The 24,724-nt window shown below is 68.6% G+C and carries 21 protein-coding genes; 15 read left to right on the top strand and 6 right to left on the bottom strand.

From position 1 onward, the window contains the following. Nucleotides 1-71: 71 nt before the first annotated feature. Nucleotides 72-1,019: an alpha/beta fold hydrolase gene (locus E3T28_RS15550; RefSeq protein ID WP_134432983.1), complete on the top strand. Its 948-nt coding sequence runs from the start codon at nucleotides 72-74 to the stop codon at nucleotides 1,017-1,019. After that, nucleotides 974-1,966: an aldo/keto reductase gene (locus tag E3T28_RS15545; protein ID WP_134432981.1), complete on the top strand. Its 993-nt coding sequence runs from the start codon at nucleotides 974-976 to the stop codon at nucleotides 1,964-1,966. Before E3T28_RS15550 ends, E3T28_RS15545 begins: the two co-directional genes overlap by 46 nt. Before the next feature lie 100 nt (nucleotides 1,967-2,066). Here the strand turns inward: E3T28_RS15545 and E3T28_RS15540 are convergent, their stop codons facing one another. After that, nucleotides 2,067-2,891 carry an aldo/keto reductase gene (locus E3T28_RS15540; RefSeq protein ID WP_134432979.1) on the bottom strand — a complete coding sequence of 275 codons (825 nt, stop codon included), beginning with the start codon at nucleotides 2,889-2,891 and terminating at the stop codon, nucleotides 2,067-2,069. A gap of 114 nt (nucleotides 2,892-3,005) precedes the next feature. Beyond that, nucleotides 3,006-4,217: an MFS transporter gene (locus E3T28_RS15535; RefSeq protein ID WP_134432977.1), complete on the bottom strand. Its 1,212-nt coding sequence runs from the start codon at nucleotides 4,215-4,217 to the stop codon at nucleotides 3,006-3,008. Nucleotides 4,218-4,254: 37 nt separating this feature from the next. Between E3T28_RS15535 and E3T28_RS15530 the strand changes: the two genes are divergently transcribed. The 4 genes from E3T28_RS15530 (at nucleotide 4,255) to E3T28_RS15515 (ending at nucleotide 8,070) form a co-directional block, all read left to right on the top strand. Next, entirely contained in the window at nucleotides 4,255-5,109 is an 855-nt protein-coding gene (locus E3T28_RS15530; RefSeq protein WP_198417217.1) for a sulfurtransferase, read from the top strand. Between the two features lie 194 nt (nucleotides 5,110-5,303). Continuing rightward, nucleotides 5,304-6,203 carry an ABC transporter substrate-binding protein gene (locus E3T28_RS15525; protein WP_134432975.1) on the top strand — a complete coding sequence of 300 codons (900 nt, stop codon included), beginning with the start codon at nucleotides 5,304-5,306 and terminating at the stop codon, nucleotides 6,201-6,203. Between the two features lie 2 nt (nucleotides 6,204-6,205). Next, a complete protein-coding gene (locus E3T28_RS15520) occupies nucleotides 6,206-7,273 on the top strand; it encodes an amino acid ABC transporter permease (RefSeq protein ID WP_134432973.1) in 1,068 nt (355 codons plus the stop codon). Continuing rightward, on the top strand, nucleotides 7,270-8,070 hold the full coding sequence (locus E3T28_RS15515; RefSeq protein ID WP_370259920.1) for an amino acid ABC transporter ATP-binding protein: 801 nt from the start codon (nucleotides 7,270-7,272) through the stop codon (nucleotides 8,068-8,070). The genes E3T28_RS15520 and E3T28_RS15515 overlap by 4 nt, the downstream gene beginning before the upstream one ends. 114 nt (nucleotides 8,071-8,184) lie before the next feature. Here E3T28_RS15515 and E3T28_RS15510 read toward each other — a convergent pair whose 3' ends face one another. Beyond that, nucleotides 8,185-9,195 carry an aldo/keto reductase family protein gene (locus E3T28_RS15510; RefSeq protein WP_134432971.1) on the bottom strand — a complete coding sequence of 337 codons (1,011 nt, stop codon included), beginning with the start codon at nucleotides 9,193-9,195 and terminating at the stop codon, nucleotides 8,185-8,187. Nucleotides 9,196-9,324: 129 nt separating this feature from the next. Then, nucleotides 9,325-13,260, bottom strand: coding sequence for an ATP-dependent RNA helicase HrpA (gene hrpA / locus E3T28_RS15505; RefSeq protein WP_134432969.1), 3,936 nt, complete (start codon nucleotides 13,258-13,260; stop codon nucleotides 9,325-9,327). A gap of 140 nt (nucleotides 13,261-13,400) precedes the next feature. Between hrpA and E3T28_RS15500 the strand changes: the two genes are divergently transcribed. The 7 genes from E3T28_RS15500 (at nucleotide 13,401) to E3T28_RS15465 (ending at nucleotide 21,086) form a co-directional block, all read left to right on the top strand. Further along, nucleotides 13,401-14,174: a helix-turn-helix transcriptional regulator gene (locus E3T28_RS15500; protein WP_134432967.1), complete on the top strand. Its 774-nt coding sequence runs from the start codon at nucleotides 13,401-13,403 to the stop codon at nucleotides 14,172-14,174. Nucleotides 14,175-14,238: 64 nt separating this feature from the next. Beyond that, entirely contained in the window at nucleotides 14,239-15,072 is an 834-nt protein-coding gene (locus tag E3T28_RS15495) for an aldo/keto reductase (RefSeq protein ID WP_134432965.1), read from the top strand. 99 nt (nucleotides 15,073-15,171) lie between these two features. Beyond that, nucleotides 15,172-15,855 carry a nicotinamide riboside transporter PnuC gene (gene pnuC / locus E3T28_RS15490; RefSeq protein WP_134432963.1) on the top strand — a complete coding sequence of 228 codons (684 nt, stop codon included), beginning with the start codon at nucleotides 15,172-15,174 and terminating at the stop codon, nucleotides 15,853-15,855. Nucleotides 15,856-15,901: 46 nt separating this feature from the next. Continuing rightward, on the top strand, nucleotides 15,902-17,971 hold the full coding sequence (locus tag E3T28_RS15485) for a thioredoxin domain-containing protein (protein WP_134432961.1): 2,070 nt from the start codon (nucleotides 15,902-15,904) through the stop codon (nucleotides 17,969-17,971). Nucleotides 17,972-18,170: 199 nt separating this feature from the next. Then, on the top strand, nucleotides 18,171-18,545 hold the full coding sequence (locus E3T28_RS15475) for a DUF488 domain-containing protein (RefSeq protein WP_134432959.1): 375 nt from the start codon (nucleotides 18,171-18,173) through the stop codon (nucleotides 18,543-18,545). A gap of 117 nt (nucleotides 18,546-18,662) precedes the next feature. Continuing rightward, the gene (locus E3T28_RS15470) at nucleotides 18,663-19,091 is read left to right on the top strand and encodes a DUF1761 domain-containing protein (protein ID WP_134432957.1); all 429 of its coding nucleotides are present in this window, start codon (nucleotides 18,663-18,665) and stop codon (nucleotides 19,089-19,091) included. Nucleotides 19,092-19,355: 264 nt separating this feature from the next. After that, the gene (locus E3T28_RS15465) at nucleotides 19,356-21,086 is read left to right on the top strand and encodes a stealth family protein (protein WP_134432955.1); all 1,731 of its coding nucleotides are present in this window, start codon (nucleotides 19,356-19,358) and stop codon (nucleotides 21,084-21,086) included. Here the strand turns inward: E3T28_RS15465 and E3T28_RS15460 are convergent. Together E3T28_RS15460 and E3T28_RS15455 are read right to left on the bottom strand one after the other, a co-directional pair. After that, nucleotides 21,016-21,954 (bottom strand): phosphodiesterase, encoded by a 939-nt coding sequence (locus tag E3T28_RS15460; protein WP_134432953.1) that lies wholly within the window; start codon nucleotides 21,952-21,954, stop codon nucleotides 21,016-21,018. The genes E3T28_RS15465 and E3T28_RS15460 overlap by 71 nt on opposite strands. Nucleotides 21,955-22,252: 298 nt before the next feature. Continuing rightward, the gene (locus tag E3T28_RS15455) at nucleotides 22,253-22,468 is read right to left on the bottom strand and encodes a hypothetical protein (RefSeq protein WP_134432951.1); all 216 of its coding nucleotides are present in this window, start codon (nucleotides 22,466-22,468) and stop codon (nucleotides 22,253-22,255) included. A 62-nt stretch (nucleotides 22,469-22,530) separates the two neighbouring features. On the opposite strand from E3T28_RS15455, the gene E3T28_RS15450 reads away from it, so the two are divergent. Together E3T28_RS15450 and E3T28_RS15445 are read left to right on the top strand one after the other, a co-directional pair. Next, a complete protein-coding gene (locus E3T28_RS15450; RefSeq protein WP_134432949.1) occupies nucleotides 22,531-23,382 on the top strand; it encodes a phosphatase PAP2 family protein in 852 nt (283 codons plus the stop codon). A 55-nt stretch (nucleotides 23,383-23,437) separates the two neighbouring features. After that, nucleotides 23,438-24,718, top strand: coding sequence for a type III polyketide synthase (locus tag E3T28_RS15445; RefSeq protein WP_241979392.1), 1,281 nt, complete (start codon nucleotides 23,438-23,440; stop codon nucleotides 24,716-24,718). Nucleotides 24,719-24,724 lie beyond the last annotated feature (6 nt).

Genomic DNA, 24,724 nt, shown 5'->3' with positions numbered 1-24,724 from the left:
TCACAATAGAGTCTCGGCGGGCGGCGGTCGCCGACTGGAGTGGAGCGGCCTTTCGAGGCGATACTGGAACCATGACCTGGTGGGCGGCCCTCGGAGAACGGTTCGGCCGGTCGCGCCCGCCGCTGCTGCACATCGCGACCGACGAGGGAACCGGGCCGGTCGTGATCCTCGTGCACGGCATCGCCTCCTCCTCGGTGACGTTCCGGGAACTGGTGCCCCTGCTGGTGCCGCGGCACCGGGTCATCGCCGTCGACATCCTGGGCTTCGGCGAATCACCGATCCCCGAGGGGTGCGAGTACCGGCTCGAGGACCACGTCGACGCTCTGGCCGCCACGATCCGGTCGCTGAAGCTGCGCGAGCCGTTCATTCTGGTGGGCCACTCCCTCGGCAGTCTGATCGCGGCCCGGCTGGCCGCGCTGCCCCGCACCCGCGCGTCCCGGCGCACCCAGGTGTCCCGGGTGGTGCTCGTGGGCCCGCCGGTCTACCTGTCGCCGAGCGATATCGGCGACCGCTGGGTGCGGGCCCGGGTGAGCGCCTACCTGCGCGCCTACGACTTCCTGCGGCTGAACAAGGAGTTCACCCTCGCGAACGCGGCCATCATCGCCCGGCTGCTACCCAAGGGCATCTTCGAGTTGACCGAGCGCAACTGGACCCCGTTCGTGAAGTCGCTGGAGCACTGCATCGAGTCGCAGACCGTGGTCAGCGACATCGCGGCCCTGCGGGTTCCGGTCGACGTGGTCTACGGCGTGCTGGACGCATTCATCGCAGCCGGTTCCATGACCGTGATCGAACGGATGCGCCACGTCACCATGCATCGCGTTGAAGCCAATGACCATCTCATCCGTCCGCGACTCGCCCGAGCGTTGGCGCGGGTCATCGACGCCGACGTCCGCGCCGACGGCGGGGCCGGGGCCGGCAGCCTGTCCGGGGCTGCTACCCCGGCTGCCGCCGCTTCCGTGGCTAGGCTGGACAAATGGACACACGAACCCTCGGAAGAACCGGCCGATCCGTCTCAGTGATCGGGCTGGGCACCTGGCAGCTGGGAGCGGACTGGGGTGACGTGTCGGAGAGCGACGCGACCGCGGTGCTCGCGGCATCCGTCGATGCCGGCGTCACCTTCTTCGACACCGCCGACGTCTACGGCGACGGCCGCAGCGAGCAGATCATCGGCCGGTTCCTGGCCGAAAGTGCCGCCGTCGACATCACCGTGGCCACCAAGATGGGTCGCCGGGTCGACCAGCTGGCCGAGAACTACACGCTCGCCAACTTCCGGGCCTGGACCGACCGGTCACGCGCGAACCTCGGCCTGGAGACGCTGCACCTCGTGCAGCTGCACTGCCCGCCGGACGACGTGATCGAATCCGGCGAGGTCTACGACGCTCTCGACATCCTCGTCGCCGAGGGCGCCATCGCCGCCTACGGGGTGAGCGTCGAGACCTGTGACCAGGCGCTCGCCGCCATCGAACGCCCCGGACTGGCCAGCGTGCAGATCATCCTGAACGCATTCCGGCTGAAGCCGCTCGAGGCCGTCGTGCCGGCCGCGCGGGCCGCCGGTGTGGGCATCATCGCCCGCGTTCCACTGGCGAGCGGCCTGCTGACCGGAAAATACACCCGGGAGACCACTTTCGCGGCGAACGACCACCGCACCTACAACCGCGACGGCAGCGCCTTCGACGTCGGCGAGACCTTCTCCGGCGTGGACTACGAGACCGGGCTGGCGGCCGCCGCGGAGTTCACGGCACTCGTGGGATCGTTGCTCGAGGAGCTCACGCCCGCGCAGGCCGCTCTGGCCTGGGTGGCTCAGATCGATGGCGTCAGCTCGGTCATCCCCGGCGCCCGGTCGGTGCAGCAGGCCCGCGGCAACGCCGCTGCCGGATCGGTCACCCCGCTCAGCCTCGAGTTCAACGAGGGTGTGCAAGACATCTACGACCGGATGCTGCGCGACCAGATCCACCCCCGCTGGTAGCACCTTTCCGGTCGAGAGTGCCCGTTCCGCCGGTCGCTCTCGACCGGAACGGGCACTCTCGGGCCGGGCTGAACTGAACTGAACTGAACTGAACTGATCGTCAGTCCAGGTCGTCGGGGTCCTTGCCGGTGCGCTCGCCGGAGTCGAGGGTGGCGATGGCGGCATGGTCGTCGGCGCCCAGCGTGAAGTCGAACACGTCGAAGTTCTCCCGGATGCGCACGGGCGTCACCGACTTCGGAATCACCACATTGCCCAGCTCCAGGTGCCAGCGGATGACCACCTGCGCGGCCGTCTTACCGTGCCGTGCGCCGATGGCGTCGAGCGTCTCGTTGCCGATCGCGCGGCCGCGGGCCAGCGGCGACCAGGCCTCGGTGAGGATGCCGTGGGCCGCATCGTACTCGCGCACGGCGGACTGCTGCAGCCACGGGTGCAGCTCCACCTGGTTGATGACCGGGACGACATCCGTTTCGGCCAGCAGACGCTGCAGGTGGTGAGGGTGGAAATTGGAGACCCCGATCGACCGGGCGCGACCCGAGGCGCGCAACGACTCCAGGGCGCGCCAGGTGTCGACGAAGAGGTCCTGGCGAGGCGCGGGCCAGTGGATCAGGTAGAGGTCGACGTAGTCGAGACCGAGTTTGCCGAGGCTCACGTCGAAGGCGCGGAGGGTCTTGTCGTAGCCGTGCTGGTCGTTCCAGACCTTCGTGGTGACGAACACGTCCTCGCGGGGCAGACCGGAGCGGGCGACACCCTGCCCGACGCCCGTCTCGTTGTCGTAGAGCACCGCCGTGTCGATGTGGCGGTAACCCGCCTCCAGCGCGACCTGCACGGCCTCAGCGGCTGCGGCATCCGCGATCTTGTACACGCCGAGCCCGAGCTGGGGGATCCGGTGTCCGTCGTGGAAGGGAAGAAGCGGCGAGATCGTCATCTCCCCATCTAACCTCGTCCTCCCGCACGGAGGCGTGAATCGACGCCATTGAGGGGTGCGCGCGACGCTCAACCCGCCGATGGCGTCGGTTCGCCGGGCGCCGAGCGGATGCGGTTAGGAGACCTGCACCTGGATCGGGGCGGTGTCGGGGATCGGGCTCGCGTCGCGGCCGCGCAGGTCCGGGTGCCAGCGCCGGCCGAGCGCGGGGATGATCGTGCCGAGCCCTGCGAAGCCGGCCGCGACCAGGATGGCCGCCGTGGCGCCGCTCTGGTCGATCATGAAACCGGCGACGGCGGAGCCCATGGCGGCGCCCATCAGCTGGCCGGTGCCCACCCAGCCGTAGGCCTCCGCGGTGTCGCTGAATTTCACACTCGCGGAGACGATGCCGAACAGTACGGCGAAGGCCGGCGCGATGCCGATACCCGCCACCAGCAGTGTGACGGCCAGCCACCAGAAGCTCAGGTTGCCGACGGCGGCCAGGCCGAGGCCGATGGTGACGATGAGCATCCGTGCGGCCAAGGCCCACGGGCCGATCGGCGCGTGGCCGAGGGCGAGCCCGCCGATCAGCGAGCCGAGAGCGAAGATGCCGAGCACCCAGCCGGAGCTCGAGCTGCCGTGCCCGAACGCGGCCACCACGCCGGCCTCGACCGCGGCACAGGCGGCCACCAGCATGAAGCCGACGATGGTGCTGAGCATGACCGGCGGCCGTTTGAGCACGACACCGAGCTTGCGGCGGCTGCGGGGGATGCGCACCCGGCCGACCTCGGGCAGCACCAGGAACCAGACGCCGCCGCCGATGAGGAAGATGGCGGCCAGCAGGATGCCGGCAACCGGGCTGACCTGGATCGCCACGAAGGTGGCGATCACCGGGCCCAGCACCCAGATGATCTCCTGGGCCGAGGCGTCGAGCGAGAACAGGGGCGTGAGCTGGCGTGAGTTGACGATCTTCGGGTAGATGGTGCGCACGGCCGGCTGGATCGGCGGAGTGGACAGCCCCGCAACCAGCCCGACGGCCATCAATACGTAGATCGGCATGCTGACCAGGGCCATCGTGACGATGGAGGTCGCGCACACGACGAGAGTGGCGGTGATGACCGGTCGCATGCCCCAGCGGCCCATCAGGCGGCTGGTGAGCGGCCCCGCGACGGCCTGGCCGATGCTCATCGCGCCCAGCACGAGGCCGGCAGCTCCGTAGGAGTCGAAAACCTGCTCGATGTGGATCAGGAACGCGAGCGACAGCATCCCGAAGGGGAAACGGGCGGTCAGTTGTGCGGCGATGACGCGAGCTACGCCCGGTGTCTTCAAAAGGGTCCAGTAGCTGCTCACTTACTCAAGTCTACGTCTGCCGAGGTAGCGTGAGCGCGTGCGAATATTGATCACGGCCGACGAGCTGGCAGCCCTGCTGCAGACCCGAAGTGACGTTCGCATGCTGGACGTGCGCTGGAAACTGGGCGGTCCGCCTGGGCCCGGCGAATACCGTGCGGGCCATGTCCCCGGCGCCGTGTACGTCGACCTGGAGACCGAGCTGGCCGGGCCCGGCGAACCGGCCGACGGGCGGCATCCGTTGCCCACCCGCGCAGCGCTGCTGGCCGGCGCGCGCCGCTGGGGTCTGCGCGACGGCGACACGGTCGTGGTCTACGACGACCTGGGCGGGATGTCGGCCGCCCGCGCCTGGTGGCTGCTGCGCCACGCCGGGGTGCGTGACGTGCTGCTGCTCGACGGGGCTCTCGCCGCCTGGCGCGCCGCCGGCCTGCCGCTCGCGATCGGGGACGAGCCGGCTGACCCGGGCACGATCACCCTCTCCGACGGCGTTCTGCCGGTTCTCGACACGGATGCCGCCGCCGCCCTCGCGCACGCCGGCGCGCTCCTCGACGCGCGCGCCGCGGAGCGCTACCGCGGTGACACGGAACCGATCGACCCGCGTGCCGGCCACATCCCCGGGGCGATCAGCGCGCCCACCGCGGACAATCTCACCCCCGACGGGCGATTCCGACCGGCCGCGGAACTGCGCGCCCGGTTCGAGGCGCTCGGGGTCGGCGGTGCCGGCGGCGGCGCGCACCCGAGGGTGGGCGTCTACTGCGGGTCCGGAGTGACCGCCGCGCACGAGGCGGCCGCTCTGGCCATCGCCGGGTTCACGCCGGCGCTGTACCCCGGCTCGTGGTCGCAGTGGTCGAACCTGCCCGGGCGGCCCGTGGAAACCGGAGATCCGAGGGCGTGAAATGCCCCCGAAACACGCTCGCGGTCATACTGGAGAAGAAAAGGCACGTTCACGCTCACTAGGGCTGGCCCAAAACGTTATCTGCGCACGGAATCCGCGTGAGTCTGCTGTTATATGCTCACCTGTGTCGAATTCCGTTTCCGGACCTCAAAGACGAACCAGCAACATCCGACAACCATGAAGAAGGTTTCGCAATGCGCGCTCCATACCTACTCCCGGCCCTCGCCGCCGTCACGGCTCTCCTGCTCACCGGCTGCGTGGACAATTCGACTCCCGCCACGAACGGGTCGACCGACGGTTCGTCCGCCGCGACCATCGAGATGGATGACGCGGCCGCCGCCCTGCTCCCCGCCGAGGTCGCCGATTCCGGCACGCTCATGATCGGCACCGACCCGACCTACGCGCCCAACGAGTTCAAGGACGAGGCCGGCGAGCCGATCGGCTGGGGCATCGAACTTGCCGAAGGCATCGCCGCGAAGCTCGGTCTGACTCCCGAGTTCCAGGTGTCCAAGTTCGACAACATCATCCCGAGCGTCACCGGCGAAAAAGTGAATATCGGCATGTCGTCGTTCACCGACACCGTCGAGCGTCAGAAGCAGGTCGACTTCGTCAACTACTACACTGCCGGCATCCAGTGGGCCTCCGCCGCCGGCAACGACGTCGACCCCGACGACGCCTGCGGCCTCAAGGTCGCCGTACAGGCCACGACCTACGAGGACACCGACGAGGTCCCCGCTAAGAGCGAGGCCTGTGTCGCCGCCGGCAAGCCCGCGATCGAGAAGCTGCAATACGACACGCAGGATGCCGCGACCAACGCCGTCGTTCTGGGCCAGGCAGACGCGCTCAGCGCCGACTCCCCGGTGACCCTGTACGCCATCGCCCAGACCGAGGGCAAGCTGCAGCCGGCCGGAGACACCTTCGACGTGGCACCGTACGGTGTCGCGGTCGGCAAGGATTCCGGGCTCGTCGAGGCGATCCAGGCTGCGCTGCAGTCGATGGTCGATGACGGCTCCTACGGCAAGATCCTCGATGACTGGGGTGTCGCTGACGGCGGCATCGATGAGATCACGATCAACGCCGCCGCGAACGGCTAACCATGAGCAGCAATGACACGATCCGTCCGGCGGCAGGGGCAAGCCCGACGCCGGCCGGATCGAATGATTCGGAGCCGGTCAAGGCCATCCGGCTGCGCCACCCCTGGCGCAATGTGTTCGCCGTGGTGCTCATCCTCGGCTTCGCTCTGTTCATCATCGACGCTGCCGGGCGCCCGGCCTACGACTGGCCGGCCGTCGCCCAGTACGTCTTCGACCGCCGCATCACCCAGGCGGCGCTCAACACGCTTCAGCTCACCGTTTACTCGATGGTGATCGCCATCATGCTCGGAGTGGTCCTGGCCGTGATGCGCCTGACACCGAACCCGGTGGTCAAGAGCCTCGCCTGGTTCTACCTCTGGATCTTCCGCGGCACCCCGGTCTACGTGCAGCTCGTCTTCTGGGGTCTCATCTCGATCATCTACCAGAGCATCGACATCGGCATCCCGTTCATGGAGCCGTTGTATTCCTTCGAGACCAACGCGGCCCTGAACACCTTCACCCTCGCCATCATCGGACTGGCCCTCAACGAAGCCGCCTACATGGCGGAGATCGTGCGGGCGGGACTGCTTTCGGTGGACAAGGGCCAGGACGAAGCTGCGACGGCGCTGGGCATGAGCTGGTTCCAGACCATGTCGCGGGTCGTGCTGCCCCAGTCGATGCGGGTGATCATCCCACCGACCGGCAACGAGGTGATCTCGATGCTCAAGACCACGTCGCTGGTGACAGCCGTGCCTTACAGCTTCGACCTGTACACGCGGTCGCGGGACATCTCCGCGGAGACGTTCAACCCGATCCCGATGCTCATCGTCGCGTCGATCTGGTACCTCTTCTTCACCTCGATCCTGATGGTGGGCCAGCACTTCCTCGAGAAGCGGTTCGCCCGCGGCCTCGGCGATCGGCAGCCCGACCGCACGGAATCCACCCAGACCGGAGCCATCACCGGCACACTCCCGGTGATCGGCGGCAACCAGCCGACCGTGGTGCGCCCCGCGCCCGGAGGGCTGCCGCCGATCAATCCGCCGCCCAGAGACCCTGGGCCCGTCAACCCCGGATCCGGAGACGTGAAATGACCGACGTGAACACGCAGGCCGGGGCATCCGTGGCAGGTCCGCCCATGGTCCTGGCCGAGCAGGTCTCGAAGAGCTTCGGCTCGAACGAGGTACTCAAGAGCATCTCGCTCGAGGTGAGGCGCGGCGAGGTGATGTGCCTGGTCGGGCCCAGCGGGTCAGGCAAGTCCACGTTCCTGCGCTGCATCAATCACCTCGAGGTGCTGTCCGCCGGCCGGCTCAGCGTCGACGGCGAATTGATCGGCTACCGGGAGGCCAACGGAAAGCTCTACGAGATGGCTCCCAAGGAGGCGGCCCGGCAGCGCCGGGACATCGGCATGGTGTTCCAGCGGTTCAACCTGTTCCCGCACATGACGGCATTGCAGAACGTGATGGAGGCGCCGCTCCGGGTGAAGGGGCTGCCGAAGGCCCAGGTGGAGCAGAATGCGCTCGACCTGCTGGCTCGGGTCGGTCTGGCCGAACGTTCCAGCTACTATCCGGCGCACCTCTCGGGTGGGCAGCAGCAGCGCGTGGCGATTGCCCGCGCGCTTGCGATGGAGCCCAAGCTGATGCTCTTCGACGAGCCGACCAGTGCGCTCGACCCCGAGCTCGTCGGAGAGGTGCTCGACGTGATGAAGGGCCTGGCCAAGTCGGGCATGACCATGATCGTGGTCACCCACGAGATGGGCTTCGCCAAAGAGGTCGCCGACTCGCTCGTCTTCATGGACGGCGGTGTGGTCGTCGAATCGGGAGATCCGGACGAGATCCTGACCAACCCGCAGCACCGCCGCACGCAGGCGTTCCTGTCGAAGGTGCTCTAGCAGCGGTGTTCTAGCAACGCGCACATCGACCGTCGCCGTTCGTGCCGAGTGTCCCCGCTGTGGCGGCGACACTCGGCACGAACGGCGATTCTCGGTGTGCGCGGACGGGGCGCGCTATGCCGGGCGGCTCTGCGGTGCGGTGGCCGCGGTCATCGCGGAGTCGTGCTCCACGACGTCGCCGAGAACCTCGTCGATCTCCTTCATGCTCTCGGCCGGGATCTTGACCCCGGCGGCCTGGGCGTTCTCCCGCACCTGCTCGGGGCGGGAGGCTCCGACGAGGGCGGCCGAGACGTTGTCGTTCTGCAGCACCCAGGCCACGGCCAGCTGCGCCATCGACAGGTTGAGGTCGGCGGCGATCGGTTCGAGCTTCTGCACCCGGGTCAGTACGTCGTCGTTCATGAAGCGGCTGATCATGTCGGCGCCACCCTTGAGGTCTGTGGCACGTGAGCCGGCCGGCGGGGCCTGGCCCGCCTTGTACTTGCCGGTGAGCACACCCTGGGCAACGGGGGACCAGACGATCTGCCCGATGCCGAGCTCCCGCGAGGTCGGCACAACCTCGTCCTCGATGACGCGCCAGAGCATCGAGTACTGCGGCTGGCTCGAGATCAGGCTGAAGCCCAGCTCCTTCGAGAGGGCGTGGCCGGCGCGCAGCTGTGCGCCGGTCCACTCGCTGACGCCGATGTACAGCGCCTTGCCCTGCCGTACGATGTCGGCGAAGGCCTGCATCGTCTCCTCCAGCGGGGTCTCGGTGTCGAAGCGGTGCGCCTGGTAGAGGTCGACGTAATCGGTCTGCAGGCGGGTCAGTGAGCCGTTGATCGACTCCATGATGTGTTTGCGGGACAATCCGACGTCGTTGTGTCCGCGCGGGCCGGTGGGCCAGTAGACCTTGGTGAAGACCTCGAGGCTTTCCCGGCGCTGGCCCTTGAGCGCGTCTCCCAGAACGGACTCCGCCTTGGTGTTGGCGTAGACGTCGGCGGTGTCGAAGCTGGTGATGCCCACGTCGAGTGCGGCATGCACGCATTGAATGGCGATGTCGTTCTCGACCTGCGAACCGTGCGTGAGCCAGTTGCCGTAGGTGATTTCGGAAATTTTCAGGCCTGATGAACCGAGATAGCGGAATTCCATATTTCCAGCCTAGGCGAGCGGGTTCTGCGCGTGTTGGGCGAAAGCCGAGGGTGACACGACGGCTTTAAGGGGTGCGCGCCATGCCCCCACCCCTCACAGCTGTCGACTCACCGAGCGCGCGTGGGCCGGTCAGCCGGTCAGGGCCTTGTGGATCCGCTGCAGGGACACGGGCTCGGCGGCCTTGAGCTCCTGGGCGAAGAGGCTGATCCGCAGCTCCTCGATCAGCCAGCGCCCGCGCACCAGATTGGCGGCCGCGTTCGCCTGCAAGGGGATCCTGCCGCCGGCATCCTCGAACCGTCCGGTGGCCGCCTGGCTCTCGTTCATCCAGACCCGGTCGCGGCTGGGGTTGTCGCCGAGCTTCACGATGCGGGCGGTGATGCCGGCCAAGTAGCGTGGCAGGTGCCGCAGCTGCACGAGGCCGGTGGCGCTCACGAAACCGGGGTAGACGAGCCCGGCCAGCTGCGCGCGGGCATCCGTCAGGGCCGGCAGCAGGGCCATGCTGGTGGAGGCCTTGAGCGCCTTGTCGGCGACGCGCGCGGCGGCGAGGATGCGGGCGACGAGGCCCACCGTGTCGAACATGGAGTCCATCACCACGCCGGACACCCGGTCGCGGATAGTGTCGAACTCGGCGCGCATGAACACCTGACCGCCCGGCTTCACCCGGAACAGCACGTCGTCGACGCTCGCCGCGAGGCAGTCGTCGAACAGCGCCTGGGTGCTGCGGTACGGGCTGGTGGCGAGGCTGAGCTTCTCGGCCCCGGTGAGGTGCTGCTGCACGTAGGCGACCGGGGAGGGCGTGGCGAGTAGCAGCAGTCGGCGCACCCCGCCGGGCAGGGTGCGGGCCTGTTCGGCCTCCGTGCTCATCATGCGGATCGCCACCGAGGTGCCCTCGTCGACGAGGGTCGGGTAACCGCGGACGGTGTTGTCGCCCTGTTTAGTGTCGAGGAACCTGGGCAGCTCGGGGAAGTCCCAGGTGGTGAGGCCGGAGCGCTCGATCGCGTTGGTGGGGGTGGCAGCGGATGCCGCGGCCACGCTCTCGCGGGCCTGGTTGCCGAGCCGGCGCTGCAGCTCGAGGAGGTCCTTTCCGGAGGCGATCGGGCGACCGCGTTCATCGACCACGCGGAACGTCATGCGGAGGTGGGCCGGCACCCGGATCAATTCGAAGTCGTTCGCGGTCACCGGCACATAGGTGAGCTTCTGGATCAGAGCGGCCAGCGTCTCGGTGAAGGGCACGTCGTCGCGATCGAACAGCGACCCGCGGCCGATACTCGAACCGATACTCGAACCATGGGTTGTCGAGCCCGTCGAGACCCCGACCGACACCTCTCCCGGCGCCGGCGGCAGCTCGTTCAGCAGTCGCTTGGCCCAGTCGCCGGCAGGCACCACGTTGCGACGGATGCTCTTGGGCAGCGATTTGATCAGCGCCGTGACCAGGTCGGCACGGAGTCCCGGCACCTGCCAGTCGAAGCCGGTGGGGGAGAGCCGGGCGAGCAGGGCCAGCGGGATCTGCACGGCCACGCCATCGTCATCCGCGCCGGGCTCAAAGCGGTAGCTGAGGGCGAACTTCTGGTCGCCCTGCCGCCAGATCGGCGGGAACACGGCCTCGTCGATCTCCGGTGCGTCGTCGGGCACCAGCGCCTCGGCGGTCATCGTGAGCAGGTCGGGCGTTGTCACGCGCGCCTGGCGCCACCAAGTCTCGAACGTGCGGGTGGAGCATACGTCGGCCGGAATGCGTTTCTGGTAGAACTCGAACACGGCCTCGTCGTCGAAGAGGATGTCCCGGCGCCGCGTGCGCTCCTCGAGCTCGGCGAGTTCCTTGCGCAGGCTCGTGTTGGCCCGGTCGAAGGCGGTGACCCGCTGGTCGATGCGGTCGAGGTCCCACTCGCCCTCAACCAGCGCGTGCCGGATGAACAGGTCGCGGGCATACGCGGGGTCGACCCGCGAGAACTGGATCCGGCGGCGCGGCACGATCGGCACCCCGTAGAGGGTGACCCGCTCGTAGGCGACGACCGCGCCCTGCTTCTTCTCCCAGTGCGGCTCGGAGTAGCTGCGCTTGCAGAGGTCCCCGGCGAGCGGCTCGGCCCAGGCCGGGTCGACGACCGCGTTCATCCGGGCGAACAGTCGACTGGTCTCGACCAGTTCGGCGCTCATCACGGCGTTCGGTTGCTTCTTCGCCAGCGCCGAGCCCGGGAAGATCACGAACCGTTGCTGACGGGCGCCGATGTAGTCCTTCTTGATGGTGTCCTTGAGGCCGATATGGGAGAGCAGGCCGGCCAGGAGCGAACGGTGGATGCCGTCGGGATTCACGCTGGGATCACCGATGTGCAGGCCGAGCGGCTTGGCCATCTGGCGCAGCTGCTTGTATACGTCCTGCCACTCGCGCACCCGCAGGTAGTTGAGGAACTCGTTCTTGCAGAGTCGCCGGAACGCGCTGGAGCCGAGCTCCTTCTGTTGCGTCTCGAGGTAGTTCCAGAGGTTCAGCAGGCTGAGGAAATCGCTCGTCGGGTCGGTGAAACGGGCGTGCTGCTGGTCGGCCTGCGCGCGGCGCTCGAGCGGGCGTTCGCGGGGGTCCTGAATGGTGAGCCCGGAGACGATCACCATCACTTCGCGGCTCACGGCCTGCGTCTTGGACTCGATCACCATCCGCCCGAACCGAGGGTCGATCGGCAGCTTCGCGAGCTGCTGGCCGATGCGCGTCAGTTTGGAGACGCCGGGTTTGGAGCCGCCGGCCTTGGAGCCGGTCGTGTGGCCGGCCGTGTCGGGGGCCACCGCCCCGAGCTCGGCGAGCAGGTCGAGGCCGTCCTTGATGCCGCGCGAGTCGGGGGGCGTGAGGAACGGGAACGCGGCGATGTCGCCGAGGCCGAGCGAGATCATCTGCAGGATGACCGCGGCCAGGTTCGTCCGCAGCACCTCCGGCTCGGTGTACTCGGGCCGGCGGGTGAAGTCCTCCTCCGAATAGAGGCGGATGGCGATGCCGTCGCTGGTGCGGCCGCTTCGGCCCGAGCGCTGGTTCGCGGAGGCCTGCGAGATAGCCTCGATCGGCAGGCGCTGCACCTTCGAGCGCACGCTGTACCGGCTGATCCGGGCGGTTCCGGCGTCGATGACGTAACGGATGCCCGGCACGGTCAGGCTGGTCTCCGCCACGTTCGTCGCCAGCACGATGCGCCGCCGCACACCGGCGACCTTCGATGGCTGGAACACCTTGTGCTGGTCGGCGGAGGAGAGCCGCCCGTACAGCGGCAGGATCTCCGTGGGGCTGGTGCGCCCCGAGGAGGCGTACTTGCCCTGCAGCGCGTCGGCGGCGTCCCGGATCTCGGTCTCGCCGCTGAGGAAGACCAGCACGTCGCCGCTGGACTCCCGGTCGAGCTCGTCGAGCGCGGCGGAGATCCCCTCGATGTAATCCCGGTCGACGGTGGGAGCGGCATCCGTCGTCTCGTCGTCGTCGGCGTCCATCGCCTCGGCGACCAGCGGGCGGTAGCGGATCTCCACCGGGTAGGTGCGCCCGGAGACCTCGATGATCGGGGCCGGCGTGCCGTCGGGCGTGGCGAAGTGCTCGGCGAAACTCTGCGGGTCGATCGTCGCGGAGGTGATGATGAGTTTGAGGTCGGGGCGCTGCGGAAGCAGTTGCCGCAGGTATCCGAGCAGGAAGTCGATGTTGAGGCTGCGCTCGTGCGCCTCGTCGATGATGATCGTGTCGTACTTGCGGAGCAGGCGGTCGCGGTGCATCTCATTGAGCAGGATGCCGTCGGTCATCAGCTTGATCCGGGTATCCGGTCCGACCTGGTCGGTGAACCGCACCTGGTAGCCGACCGTCTGCCCGACCTCCTGGCCGAGCTCCTCGGCAATGCGCTCCGCGATCGTGCGCGCGGCGAGCCGGCGGGGCTGGGTGTGGCCGATGTTCTCCCGGCCCAGCTCGAGGCAGATCTTCGGCAGCTGGGTGGTCTTGCCGGAACCCGTCGCGCCGGCGACGATAACCACCTGGTTGTCCCGGATGGCGCGGGCGATGTCCTCCCGGCGCTGGCTGACCGGAAGTTCGGGCGGGAAGGTGATTTCGACGGGGATCATGAGCCTTCTATCGTATGACAAACGCGGTGATCGACGGATGCTGCCCCGGTTCACCCGGTGTCGGGCTCGAAACGTCGCGGCGGGACGAGTACCGCGGCCGGCCCGGCGCGCTTTTAACCGCACGATGTTAGCATCAAAGAATGATCAATGACGAAGGGTCAGGGGACCGGCACGCCGCCCTTGCCTCCGACGCCCGGCGCCAGGTGCTCGACCTCCTGATGGGATCCGCCATCCCGCTCGACGCCGCCGCGGTCGCGGCGCGCATCGGCTTGCACGTGACGACCGCCCGGTTCCATCTCGATCAGCTTGAGAATGCCGGCCTGATCCGGCGCGCCGTCGGTCGTGCCGGAACGCGCGGCCGCCCGCGGATTCTGTTCACCGCGGGGCCCGCCGCCCGGGAAGTCGGCGCCCAGCACGATCTGAGCCGGGTGTTGGCCACGGCGCTCGCCGAGGACGCCGACAGCGGACGGGCCCGGGCCGTCCGTGCCGGCGAGACCTGGGCCGAGAACTACGCCGACGAGCTGCGGGGGAGCGCCGACGACGGCACCGCGCCGCTGCTGCGCATCCTCGACCGGCTCGGTTTCGATCCCCAACTGGAGGAGTCGGCGCTCGAACCCGACTCCGCTGCGACCGAGGGTGACGCTGACGGTGTCGCCGCCGCCGCCGAGGGTGTCGCAGCCGCTCCCGTGATCAGCCTGCTCGCCTGCCCGTTCCGGGCCGATGCGCGCGACGCCCCCGATGTCATCTGCTCCGTGCACCTGGGTCTCGTGCGCGGGGTGGCGCGCGAGCTGGGCCACGACCCGGACCAGGTCGGGCTGCGCCCCTTCGTGGAGCCCGAGCTCTGCTACCTGAGCCTCGGGAGCGGTTGGGCAGCTCCGGGGCCGGGTCCGGTTCCGGAAACGACTCAGCAGTAGAGCAGCAGTCTCCCGTTCAGCGGCCGTTCAGGGGCAGGTCGATGCCCCGACCTAGGGTGGACCAATGACATTTTCTGTTCCCACTCTGACCCTCAACGACGGTCACACCATTCCCCAGCTCGGGTTCGGTGTCTTCAAGGTCGAACCCGACGAGACCACCCGGATCGTCGGCGACGCCCTCGAAATCGGCTACCGGCACATCGACACGGCCGCCGTCTACGGGAATGAGGCCGGTGTCGGCTCCGCGCTCGGGACATCCGGAATCGCGCGCTCCGACCTGTTCGTGACCACCAAGCTGTGGAACGACCGGCAGGGCACGCAGTCGGCCTTCGACGCGTTCGACGAGAGCCTCGAGAAGCTGGGGCTCGACTACGTCGACCTCTACCTGATCCACTGGCCGGCGCCCGCCAACGACCGCTACATCGAGAGCATGAAGGCGCTCGAACAGATCCGCGAGTCCGGTCGGGCCCGTTCGATCGGCGTGTCCAACTTTCTGGTGCCGCACCTCGAGCGCCTGCTGACGGAAACGGATGTCGTGCCCGCCGTCAACCAGATCGAGCTGCACCCGGCGCACCAGCAGCCCGAGGTGACCGCGTTCGCCCGCTCACACGGCATCCGGATCGAAGCCTGGGGGCCCCTCGGCCAGGGCAAGTACCCGCTCTTCGAGGAGCCCGTCGTGGCCGTGGCGGCGGAGGCGCACGACAAGACGCCGGCGCAGGTGGTCATCCGCTGGCACCTGCAGGCCGGCAACATCGTTTTCCCCAAGTCCAACCGCCGGGAACGCATGGTCGAGAACTTCGACGTGTTCGATTTCGAGTTGAGCCGCACCGAGGTCGCCACAATCTCCGCCCTCGAGCGGGCCGGCCGGGTGAGCGCGCACCCCGACGACGTGAACTGACCGTTCCGCCCTGCCCCGCGGGGCCGCCTTCGGACCGGGCGGCCCGGCAGTGGCGTTAGGTTGGGGAGGGCGGGAAGCGCCCGGCGAGGAAGATGACGGATGAACCCGATCGAGTGGCTGTTCGACGCACAGCTGCAGATCGGAACCCAGACGATTCTCTGGCGCGAGATCATCGGCAACGTTTTCGGCATCCTGAGCGCCGTCGGCGGAATGCGCCGCAAGGTGTGGGCCTGGCCGGTCGGGATCGTCGGCAACGTGCTGTTGTTCACGGTGTTCCTCGGTGCCGTCTTCGGCACCCCCAACCCGGTCAACCTGCTCGGCCAGGCCGGGCGGCAGATCATGTTCATCATCGTGTCGGTCTTCGGCTGGATCCAGTGGTCCAACCATCGGCGGGGGCTCACGCAAAACGCCGTGGCCCCGCACTGGGCCGGTGCTCGTGCGCGTATCCTGCTCGGACTCGGACTCGTCGCGGGCACCCTGGTGCTCACCCCTGTCTTCCGTGCTCTCGGCTCGTTCGAGCCGGTCTGGGCCGATGCCTGGATCTTCACCGGCTCGTTGCTGGCCACCTACGGCATGGCCAAGGGCTGGACCGAGTTCTGGCTGATCTGGGTGGCCGTCGACATCGTCGGGGTGCCGCTGCTGCTCAGCGCCGGCTACTACGCCTCCGCCGTTCTCTACCTCTTCTACGGCGCGTTCACCCTCGCCGGCTTCTTCATCTGGATGCGCGTGCAGCGCCGCGCCCGCGGGGCCCTGACCGTCGACCTGGCGGCCGCCCGGCTCTAAGCCGCCTCTGATCCGCCGCCCCAGGGGACAGCGGCACAATGGAGGCATGACCAACAGCCTCGCCGATGCCATCAGCCCCTATCTGCGCTCGCACGCCGACAACCCCGTGGCCTGGTACGGCTGGGGCGTGGAAGCCTTCGTGGAGGCCCGGCTGCGCGATGTGCCCGTGCTCGTCTCGATCGGCTACTCGACCTGCCACTGGTGCCACGTGATGGCCCGGGAGAGCTTCAGCGACCCGGAACTCGCGGACTACCTGAACCGGAACTTCGTGAGCATCAAGGTCGACCGGGAGGAACATCCCGAGGTCGACGCCAGCTACCTCGCCGCGGCCAGCGCCTTCGTGAGTGGGCTGGGCTGGCCGCTCAACGTCTTCGTCACCCCCGACGGGCAGGCCTTCTACGCCGGGACCTACTTTCCGCCGCTGCCGCTGCCGGGACATCCGTCGTTCCGGCAGGTGCTCGACGCGGTGACGGATGCCTGGACCACCCGCCGCGCCGAGGTCACCGAGAGCGCGACGCGCGTCGCCGAGGCCCTTGCGGCCGCCGCCGCGCAGCAGGGAGCCGGTGGATCGCTGCCGGGCCCCGCCTCGCTCGACCGGGTCCGGGCCGAACTCGTGGCTCTGGAAGACCCCCGCTTCGGCGGATTCGGCGGCGCGCCCAAGTTCCCCGTGGCGCCGGTGCTCGGCTTTCTGCTCGGCCGGGCGGGTGCCGGGGCCACGGTTTCCGAGACCGCGGGCTCTGAGCCCGCGGGCATCGCGGCGCAGGTCCCTGGGGCGCGGGCGCTCGCCCTGCGCACCCTGAAGCGCATGGGTGCCTCTCCTCTCCGTGACCCGGTGGAGGGTGGTTTCTTCCGCTATGCCGTGAACCGGGACTGGAGCGACCCGCACTACGAGCGCATGCTCTACGACAATGCGCAACTGCTGGACCTCTACACGCAGGCGTGGCGACTCACTGGAGAGCAGTGGGCGCGCACTGTCGCCGAGGGCGTCGCCGGATTCCTGACCACCGTGCTGAGTCTGCCCGGAGGCGGGTTCGCCAGTGCCCAGGACTCCGAGAGCACCGTCGCCGGGCGCCGCGTGGAGGGCGTCTACTACACCCTGGACGAGGATGCCCGGCGGCGGGAGGAGCCGCCCGCCCTCGATGAGAAGGTGCTCACCGGCTGGAACGGCCTCGCCATCGCGGCCCTGGCCCGCGCCGGGTTCGCATTCGCCGATCCCTCGCTCACACAGGCGGCCGCGACGGCTGCCGACCACCTGCTCGACCGCCACCTGCGCCGGGACGGCAGCCTCGTGCGGGCCTCCATCGCGGGGCGCACGTCTGCCGCCCAGGCCACCCTGGAGGACTTCGGGATGTGTGCACTGGGTCTCCTCGAGCTTGCTCTGGCCACAGGCGAGGTGCGCTATGCCACGGCCGCGCGCCGGCTCATCGACGGCACGCTGGGGGGAACGGATGCCCGAACGGTACCGTCCGCCGCCGACACTCCTGCCCTCGGCATTCCCGCCGCCGGACTCACCGACACCGACGCCGACACGGACACCCACGCCGACGCCGACGGCGACACGGTCGGCGGGATGCCGTTCCGCGCCACCGACGGGCCGGACCCGGTTCTGGAGGGGCAGGGACTCGCCCTTGACGTGGACCCGTCGGAGGGGGCCTACCCGTCGGGGATCACGGCGACCGCCGAGGCGGCGAACCTGCTCTACCAGCTGACCGCCGACGACCGCTACCGCACGGCCGCCGCCGCAGCGATGGCAGCGCTGGCGGAGCGCGCGCTCGAACGTCCGCTCGCTTTCGGAGCGACCCTGCGGCTGTCGGGTGTGCTGACCGGCCCGGTGGAACAACTCCTGGTGGTTCGGCCGGACACGGCCGGTTCGGACTCGGTACTGCCGGACGGGGGCGCCGCAGGGGAACCCGCCGCACTGCTCGACGTGGTGCGCCGACGCGGTGCCGGGCTCGTCGCATCCGTCACCGAGGCCCAGGCGCAGGCCTTCGCCGACGCCGGCTTCGAGCTGTTCCGCGACCGGGTCGCGCAGGGTGGCAGGCCGACGGCGTACCTCTGCCGCGATTTCGTCTGCCGCCTGCCCGTCACCGACCCGGCCGACCTGCCCGCCGCCTGAGCCCGAACCTGAACCTGAACCCGAACCCGCACCCGCACCCGAACCCGCACCCGAACCGGAACCCGGCCACTGATGCCGCGCGAGAGTGCCCGTTCCGGTCGAGAGTGACCGGCGCAACGGGCACTCTCGACCGGAACGGGCACCCAGCGTGGTCCCGGGGCTGGTCGAACGGTGGCCGCGCCGGGAACAGAATGGGGGGATGGGCATTCAGATCAAGCGGGTCTACGACGAACCATCCTCGAGCGACGGGACCCGGGTTCTGGTCGACCGGCTGTGGCCGCGGGGCGTCTCGAAGGAGGATGCCCGGCTCGACGCCTGGCTCAAGCAGGTTGCGCCCAGCCCGGACCTGCGCCGGTGGTGGGACCACGACCCGGCCCGCCTGGAGGAGTTCGGGGCGCGCTACCGGGCCGAGCTCGACACCGAACCCGAGACGGCGGCGGCCGTGCAGGAGCTTCGCACGCTGATCACCTGCGACGAGAGGACGAAGACGACCACCACGCTGCTCTACGGCGCTCGCGACCCGAAGGTCAACCATGCCGCAATCCTGGCCGAGTATGTGATCGGCGGGGCCTGACCGGTCCGGCCCGACGTGACCCCGGAACGAAAAATCGGGCCGGCTGCCCGGCCACCGCAGTAACCTCAATCCAGCCGACCTCACCGGGCGGCGCCGCCGACCGAAAGGACTCCTGCGATGGTTCCCGAAATCAACATCTGGGCCGTGCTCCTGGCCACAGCGTCCAGCATGATCGTCGGCGCGATCTGGTATTCCCGCCGGGTGTTCGGTGCCTACTGGATGAAAGCCGTCGGTCACGACGAGGAAAGCATGCGCACGGGAGCGACCGCGCCGCTCGTCGTCACCGTCGTCGTCAGCTTCATCACCGCCTGGGTTCTCGCCGGTGCCGCTGCGATCGCCCAGGCGTTCTACGGCGGGAATTTCCTGGTCAACACCCTGCTGACGGCCGTGATCCTCTGGGCCGGCTTCACCGCCGCTCGCATGGTCACCCACGACGCCTTCGACCGCCGGCCGTCCGGACTCACCGTGCTCAATATTGCCCACGAGCTGGTCACCCTGCTCCTGATGGCTCTGATCATCGGCCTATTCGGGATCAACGCCGGGTAACGGATGCCGCGCGAGAGTGGCCGTTCCGGTCGAGAGTGACCGGCGCAACGGGCACTCTCGACCGAAACGGGCACAGTGCCGCCGGGGCGGGAGTCCGGGCCGGGGTGCGGGCGGCATAGAATGAGGACGGCGCCACCGCGTTCCACCGGCTGCTCCCGGGCTCTGAACCGGTCGTCGCTGTCCGGCATCAACGGACGCACTCTCCCCGGCATTGCATGTGGTTGCCTCGTGAACGAGTGTTCCCAATTCTTCTCGAGGAGGACCATGACCACGTTCGATCGCCCGGAAACCGAGCGTCGCTCCTCGAACGACCCGGCAGGCAACCTGCCCGTGCTGACGCTGAGTCCGGAACCCGAGCTCGTGCTGCTCTCGCCCGACCCGCGCACCCGCCGGTTCGACCGCGACGACGTGGTCGTGCGCAAGGGCGAGATCAACTTGATCAACGGCCACTTCACCCCCCACGAGTCGATGGTCAAGGACCTCCTCGCGGTGCGCGACGCGCTCGAACGGGCGGGCATCGACTTCCTGCTCGTGCGCGGCGACGGGGACCGTCCAGTGATCGCGGTCGACCGAAAATGTCGCAAGAACCTCACCCGCATCCTCGCGGAGGCCTTCGCGAACGAGCCCTTCTACGCCAAACCCCTCGACGGGAACCTGACTCCGGCCCTGCTGCTGGCCGACGGCGCCCTGACCACGCTGCGCAAGTCATCCGTCTTCCGGGTCTACCGCCCTCGCATCGAGCCGATCGGCCGCCTGCGCTACGGCGCCGAGACGGCGTTCCAGTTCGAGCTCTGGCACTTCGGCGACGACGAGATAGTCGCGCCGGTCGAGAATTCGCTGATGCGGGCCCGGCTGCCGCGTTCCGAGGCCCGCGAGACCACGATCGACCTCTTCGGGCGCAGCTGGCGCACCCTGCAGCACATGTTCGACGACTTGGCCAGCGACATCAGCTTCGACATCGACATGGTCTTCTCCTGGGTCGACGGGTCGTCGAGCGACTTCCAGCGTGAACGGGCCAAGCGCATGAAGTCCTACGTCGTCGGTGACGGCGACGATTCGGATGCCCGTTTCCGCCAGATCGACGAGCTCAAGTACGCCCTCCGCAGCGTGTACATGTTCGCGCCCTGGGTGCGCCGCATCTTCATCGCCACGGATTCGCCTGCCCCGGCGTGGCTGGCCGAGCACCCGCGCGTCACGATCATGCGCAGCGAGGATTTCTTCCCCGACCTGAGCGTTCTGCCCACGCATAACTCGCACGCCGTCGAGAGCCAGCTGCACCGCATCCCCGGGCTGGCCGAGCATTTCCTCTATTCCAATGACGACATGTTCTTCGGTCGCCCCGTCGGACCGGAGCTGTTCTTCTCTCCCGGCGGCGTGACGAAGTTCATCGAGGCGTCCACCCGGATCGGTCTCGGTGAGAACAACACCAGCCGCAGCGGTTTCGAGAACGGGGCCCGCGTCAACCGCGCCCTGCTGCGGGACCGGTTCGGCAAGGTCACCACGCGGCACCTCGAGCACACCGCGGCGCCGCTCCGCAAGAGCGTGATGCAGGAACTCGAGGCCGAGTTCCCCGACGATTTCGCCCGCACCGCGGCCAGCCAGTTCCGCTCGGCGACCGACATCTCGGTCACGAACTCGCTGTTCCACTACTACGCACTGATGACGGGGCGCGCGGTCGAGCAGACCCAGGCGCGCTCGCTCTACATCGAAACCACGCTCAAGCTCGCGCTGCGTCAGATGAACGCCCTGCGCAAGCGCCGCGACCAGGACATGTTCTGCCTCAACGACGGCAGCAATCCGGAGATTTCCGACGAGGTGCGCCGCGCGGCCGTGACCGACTTCCTCGAACGGTACTTCCCGATCGTCGCCCCGTGGGAGCGCGAGAACCAGGTCGGCCCCGGTCAGGCCGCCCATACCCTGCCGTCTAGTGCAGAACCGGGATCGGCGTGGTCATCGGGGGTTCGCGGAACGCTGGCAGAGTACCCGCGGGCATGATCCGGATGCCGTCGCCGGCCAACCGGCGCGCGCTCTCCGTCGCGTCGATGTAGTCCAGTGCCGGGAAGTCGCCCAGCGGAACGACCGAGTGCAGAACCGTGTCCGCGAAGACGTGCACGAGGTTGAAGGTGCGGGCCCCGTCGCGGCCGCGCGTTCCGCCGACCGGCACGTTCAGGTCCTGCGTGTAGCAGGTGGCCGACGCCACCGACACCGGAATGCCCGCGAACGTCGCCATCGAGGAGTAGTGCAGATGCCCGGCGAGGATGCTGCGCACATCCGTGCCACGGAGCACCTGGGCCAGGCGGGTCTGGTCGCGCAACTCGACCGACACAGCCAGGTCGAGCACGCTCGGCACGGGCGGGTGGTGCATGGCGAGGATGGTGCCGTCCGGCGCGGGAACACTCAGCTGGTCGGCCAGCCAGCTCAGTTGATCGTCGGTCACGGCGCCGTGGTGGTGGCCGGGAACGGAGGTGTCCAGCGTGATCAGGCGCAGGCCGCCGATGTAGTCGACGTGGTCGATCGGCTCGGTGGTCGCCGGTTCGTTCAGAAGGGTGCTGCGGAACGACGCCCGATCGTCGTGATTGCCCATCACCCAGAAAACGCGGGCGCCGAGCCGTGCGGCGGCCGGCTCGACGATCTTCTGCAGGGCACGGTAAGCCTCCGGTTCGCCCTTGTCGGCCAGGTCACCTGTGATGATGATGGCGTCAGGTCGTCCGGAGGAGGCCTCGACCTCCGCGAACAGCTGCGCGAGATGGGCGGTGCTGTCGACCTGGTCGTACAGGCGACCGCCGTTCGCAAGCAGGTGGGTGTCGCTGAGGTGGAGCAGAAAATGATCCGGCCTGGGGTATTCGGCCGTTCGAATGTTCACGGAGCATCCATTCGTTGGGGCTAAGAACTCTTCGATGAGTTCGCTGACTCTACTCTGATTATTTGAGCAGCAGGGGCTGAACCGTGGGTGAATGGCAGGCGAACACAGTGAAGGGTCGCACGGGGGGTACCCTCCGGGCCCGCCCTCATCGCTGATCAGGACTGGATCCTCGTCGTGCTCTCCTTCACCTGCAACGGCTGCACGGTCGAGGCCTTGACCCCGGTCCGGCGCGCCCGCCCCGCTCTGCAATCGGCTGACGGTACCGATGTGTTCGCGCTCAGCGAAGAGGCGAAAATCACTACGGGTGAGTCAGCCCAGAGGTCGAATCGGGGAAGACCGGCTTGTCGAGGCTGTCGTCCTCGTAGGGCTCGGTCTGCTCATGGGCCGCCGCGGCGGCGCGACGCCGTTCCGCCTCGAAGTCTCCCTCCAGACCGGTGAAACCACCGATCTGTGCCTCACGCTGCCGACGCTCTTTTCGGGCGGCCCGTGCCTGCCCACGCTTTCTTGCGACCATTCTCGAAAAGCTACGCCGATGCCGAACGGAGTCAACCGTGCCGTCGCGTGCGAAGCTATACCGTGCGCACCTCTTCGACGATCAGCCCCGTTCGCTATCTGGTGGCGGCGTTCGCCGCGATCATTCTCTTCGCCGGGCTCTACCTTTACTTCGTGCGCACCCTCTCCGGCCAGGCGATGGACCAGCTCGCCTTCGACGGCGCCGAGTTCGGACGCCGCAGCGTCACGCCGCTCGCACAGGAGCTGTTGGATGCCGTTCCGCTGGTCTCCGTCATCGTCGGGTTGCTGCTCACCGGGGTCGTGACCGTCGTGCGGCGCAACGGCAAGACCCTGATCGTGGCCTTCGGGGCGGCTCTAGCCGCCGTCGTGAGCACGCAACTGTTGAAAATGATTCTCCTGACCCGGCCGGACCTCGGCGTGGAGGGCTACGACGGCAATTCATTCCCCTCGGGGCATACAACGGTGGCGGCGGCATCCGCTCTCGCTGTATTCCTGGTCGCGAGTCCCCGCACGCGCGGTCTCGCAGCCCTCGGCGGATCCGGGTTCGCCATCCTGGCCGGGGTGGCCACGCTCGCGAACGGCTGGCATCGTCCCAGTGACGTCATCGCGGCGCTGCTCGTCGTGGCGCTCTGGGGCTGCGTGGCCGGGCTTGTGCTGACCCGCGGGCCGTGGTCCAGAGGCGTCGCATCGCTCGGTGGGAAGAACGCGCGCCCGCCCGGGGTCGACCGTCTGCAGCTGCGTATCCTGATTCCATTCGCCGTGGTCGCAGTCGCCGCGTTCCTGGTCACCTACTTCCGCGCGTTCGGGGACACCCCGGGAACCCTCATCGCCTACATCGGCGGCGTCACCGCGATCGTCGCCGCGGGGCTCGGAATCGGGCTCACGGGCATCCGTCTGTTTGCCCCGCTGCCCTGATCTGACGGTGTTTTCAGGGTGTGCCGGGCCGGGCCCGCGTGTAACACTGGGGGCTATGTCCGTCACTCTCAGAGCGCTCCAGACCGTGGTCCCCCCGACAGTACTGATCCAGGATCAGGTGCGCGACGTCTTCGCCGCCCAGCCGGGACTCAGCCGTCTGGCCCAACGTCTGGTGAACGCGTCGTTCAACCTGTCCGGGATCGACACCCGGCACACCGTCATCGACGAGCTCACCCTCGACGGGGCGTCGCCCGATCCCCAGTTCTTCGACGCCGCCACGCAGGAGCTGCTCAAGCCGAGCACCCGGGTGCGCAACGAGCTCTACATCGTTGAGGCGACGAAGCTGTTCGTCGAGGCCGGGCGGCGGGCCCTCGCGGCGTGCCCCGGTATCGCGGCGGCGGACATCACGCATGTGGTGACCGTGTCGTGCACCGGGTTCTACGCACCGGGGCCGGATTACATGTTGGTGCGCGAGCTGGGCCTGAACCCCGCGACCCAGCGCTATCACCTGGGATTCATGGGCTGCTACGCGTCGATGCCCGCCCTGCGAACGGCGAAGCAGTTCGTCGACGCCGACCCGAACGCCGTCGTGCTGGTCGTGAGCGCCGAGCTGTGTTCCCTGCATCTGCGTACCTCGGACGACCCCGACACCATCGTGGCCTCCTCGCTGTTCTCGGATGGCGCGGCCGCCGGCATCGTGAGCTCCCGCGCCCCCGCGGCAGACGAGAAGGCCCTCAACCTCGACCTGTTCGAGACCGTGATCACCCCCATCGGCGAGGGGGACATGGCGTGGAAGATCGGCGACGAGGGGTTCGAGATGATCCTCAGCACCTACGTGCCGCACATCATCGACCAGCACATCGAGGGGGCGCTCGCCCCGCTCTTCGCCCGGGACGCCGCGCTCACCGCCGCACTGGCTCCGTCGCCGGCACCGCCCGGAGTGCAGGCCGGGGTGGCGCCGCTCGTTTCCGCCGGAGTGCCGGCGGGTGTGTCGGCGGGTGTGTCGGCCGGGTCGGTCGCGACCCTGGTCGCACCGGTTGCGGCCCCGACCCCGCCGGCGACACCGGCGACCGCGATCGCGCACTGGGCGATCCACCCGGGCGGACGCAGCATCCTGGACAAGACCGAGGCGAAACTCGGACTCAGTGAGGCGCAGCTGGTGCCCTCGCGGGAGACCCTGCGCAACTACGGCAACATGAGCAGCGCGACGATCCTGTTCGTGCTCAAGGCGATCCTCGACGCCCCGGCCACGGATGACGGCGAGCGGGTCTGCGCGATGGCGTTCGGCCCGGGGCTCACGGTCGAAACCGGGCTGATGACCGTCGCCGCCGGGTAGCGGGCG

It is taken from the genome of Cryobacterium sinapicolor, from assembly GCF_004403465.1.
GTDB lineage: Bacteria > Actinomycetota > Actinomycetes > Actinomycetales > Microbacteriaceae > Cryobacterium > Cryobacterium sinapicolor.
This window is presented reverse-complemented; position numbering and strand designations above follow the sequence as displayed.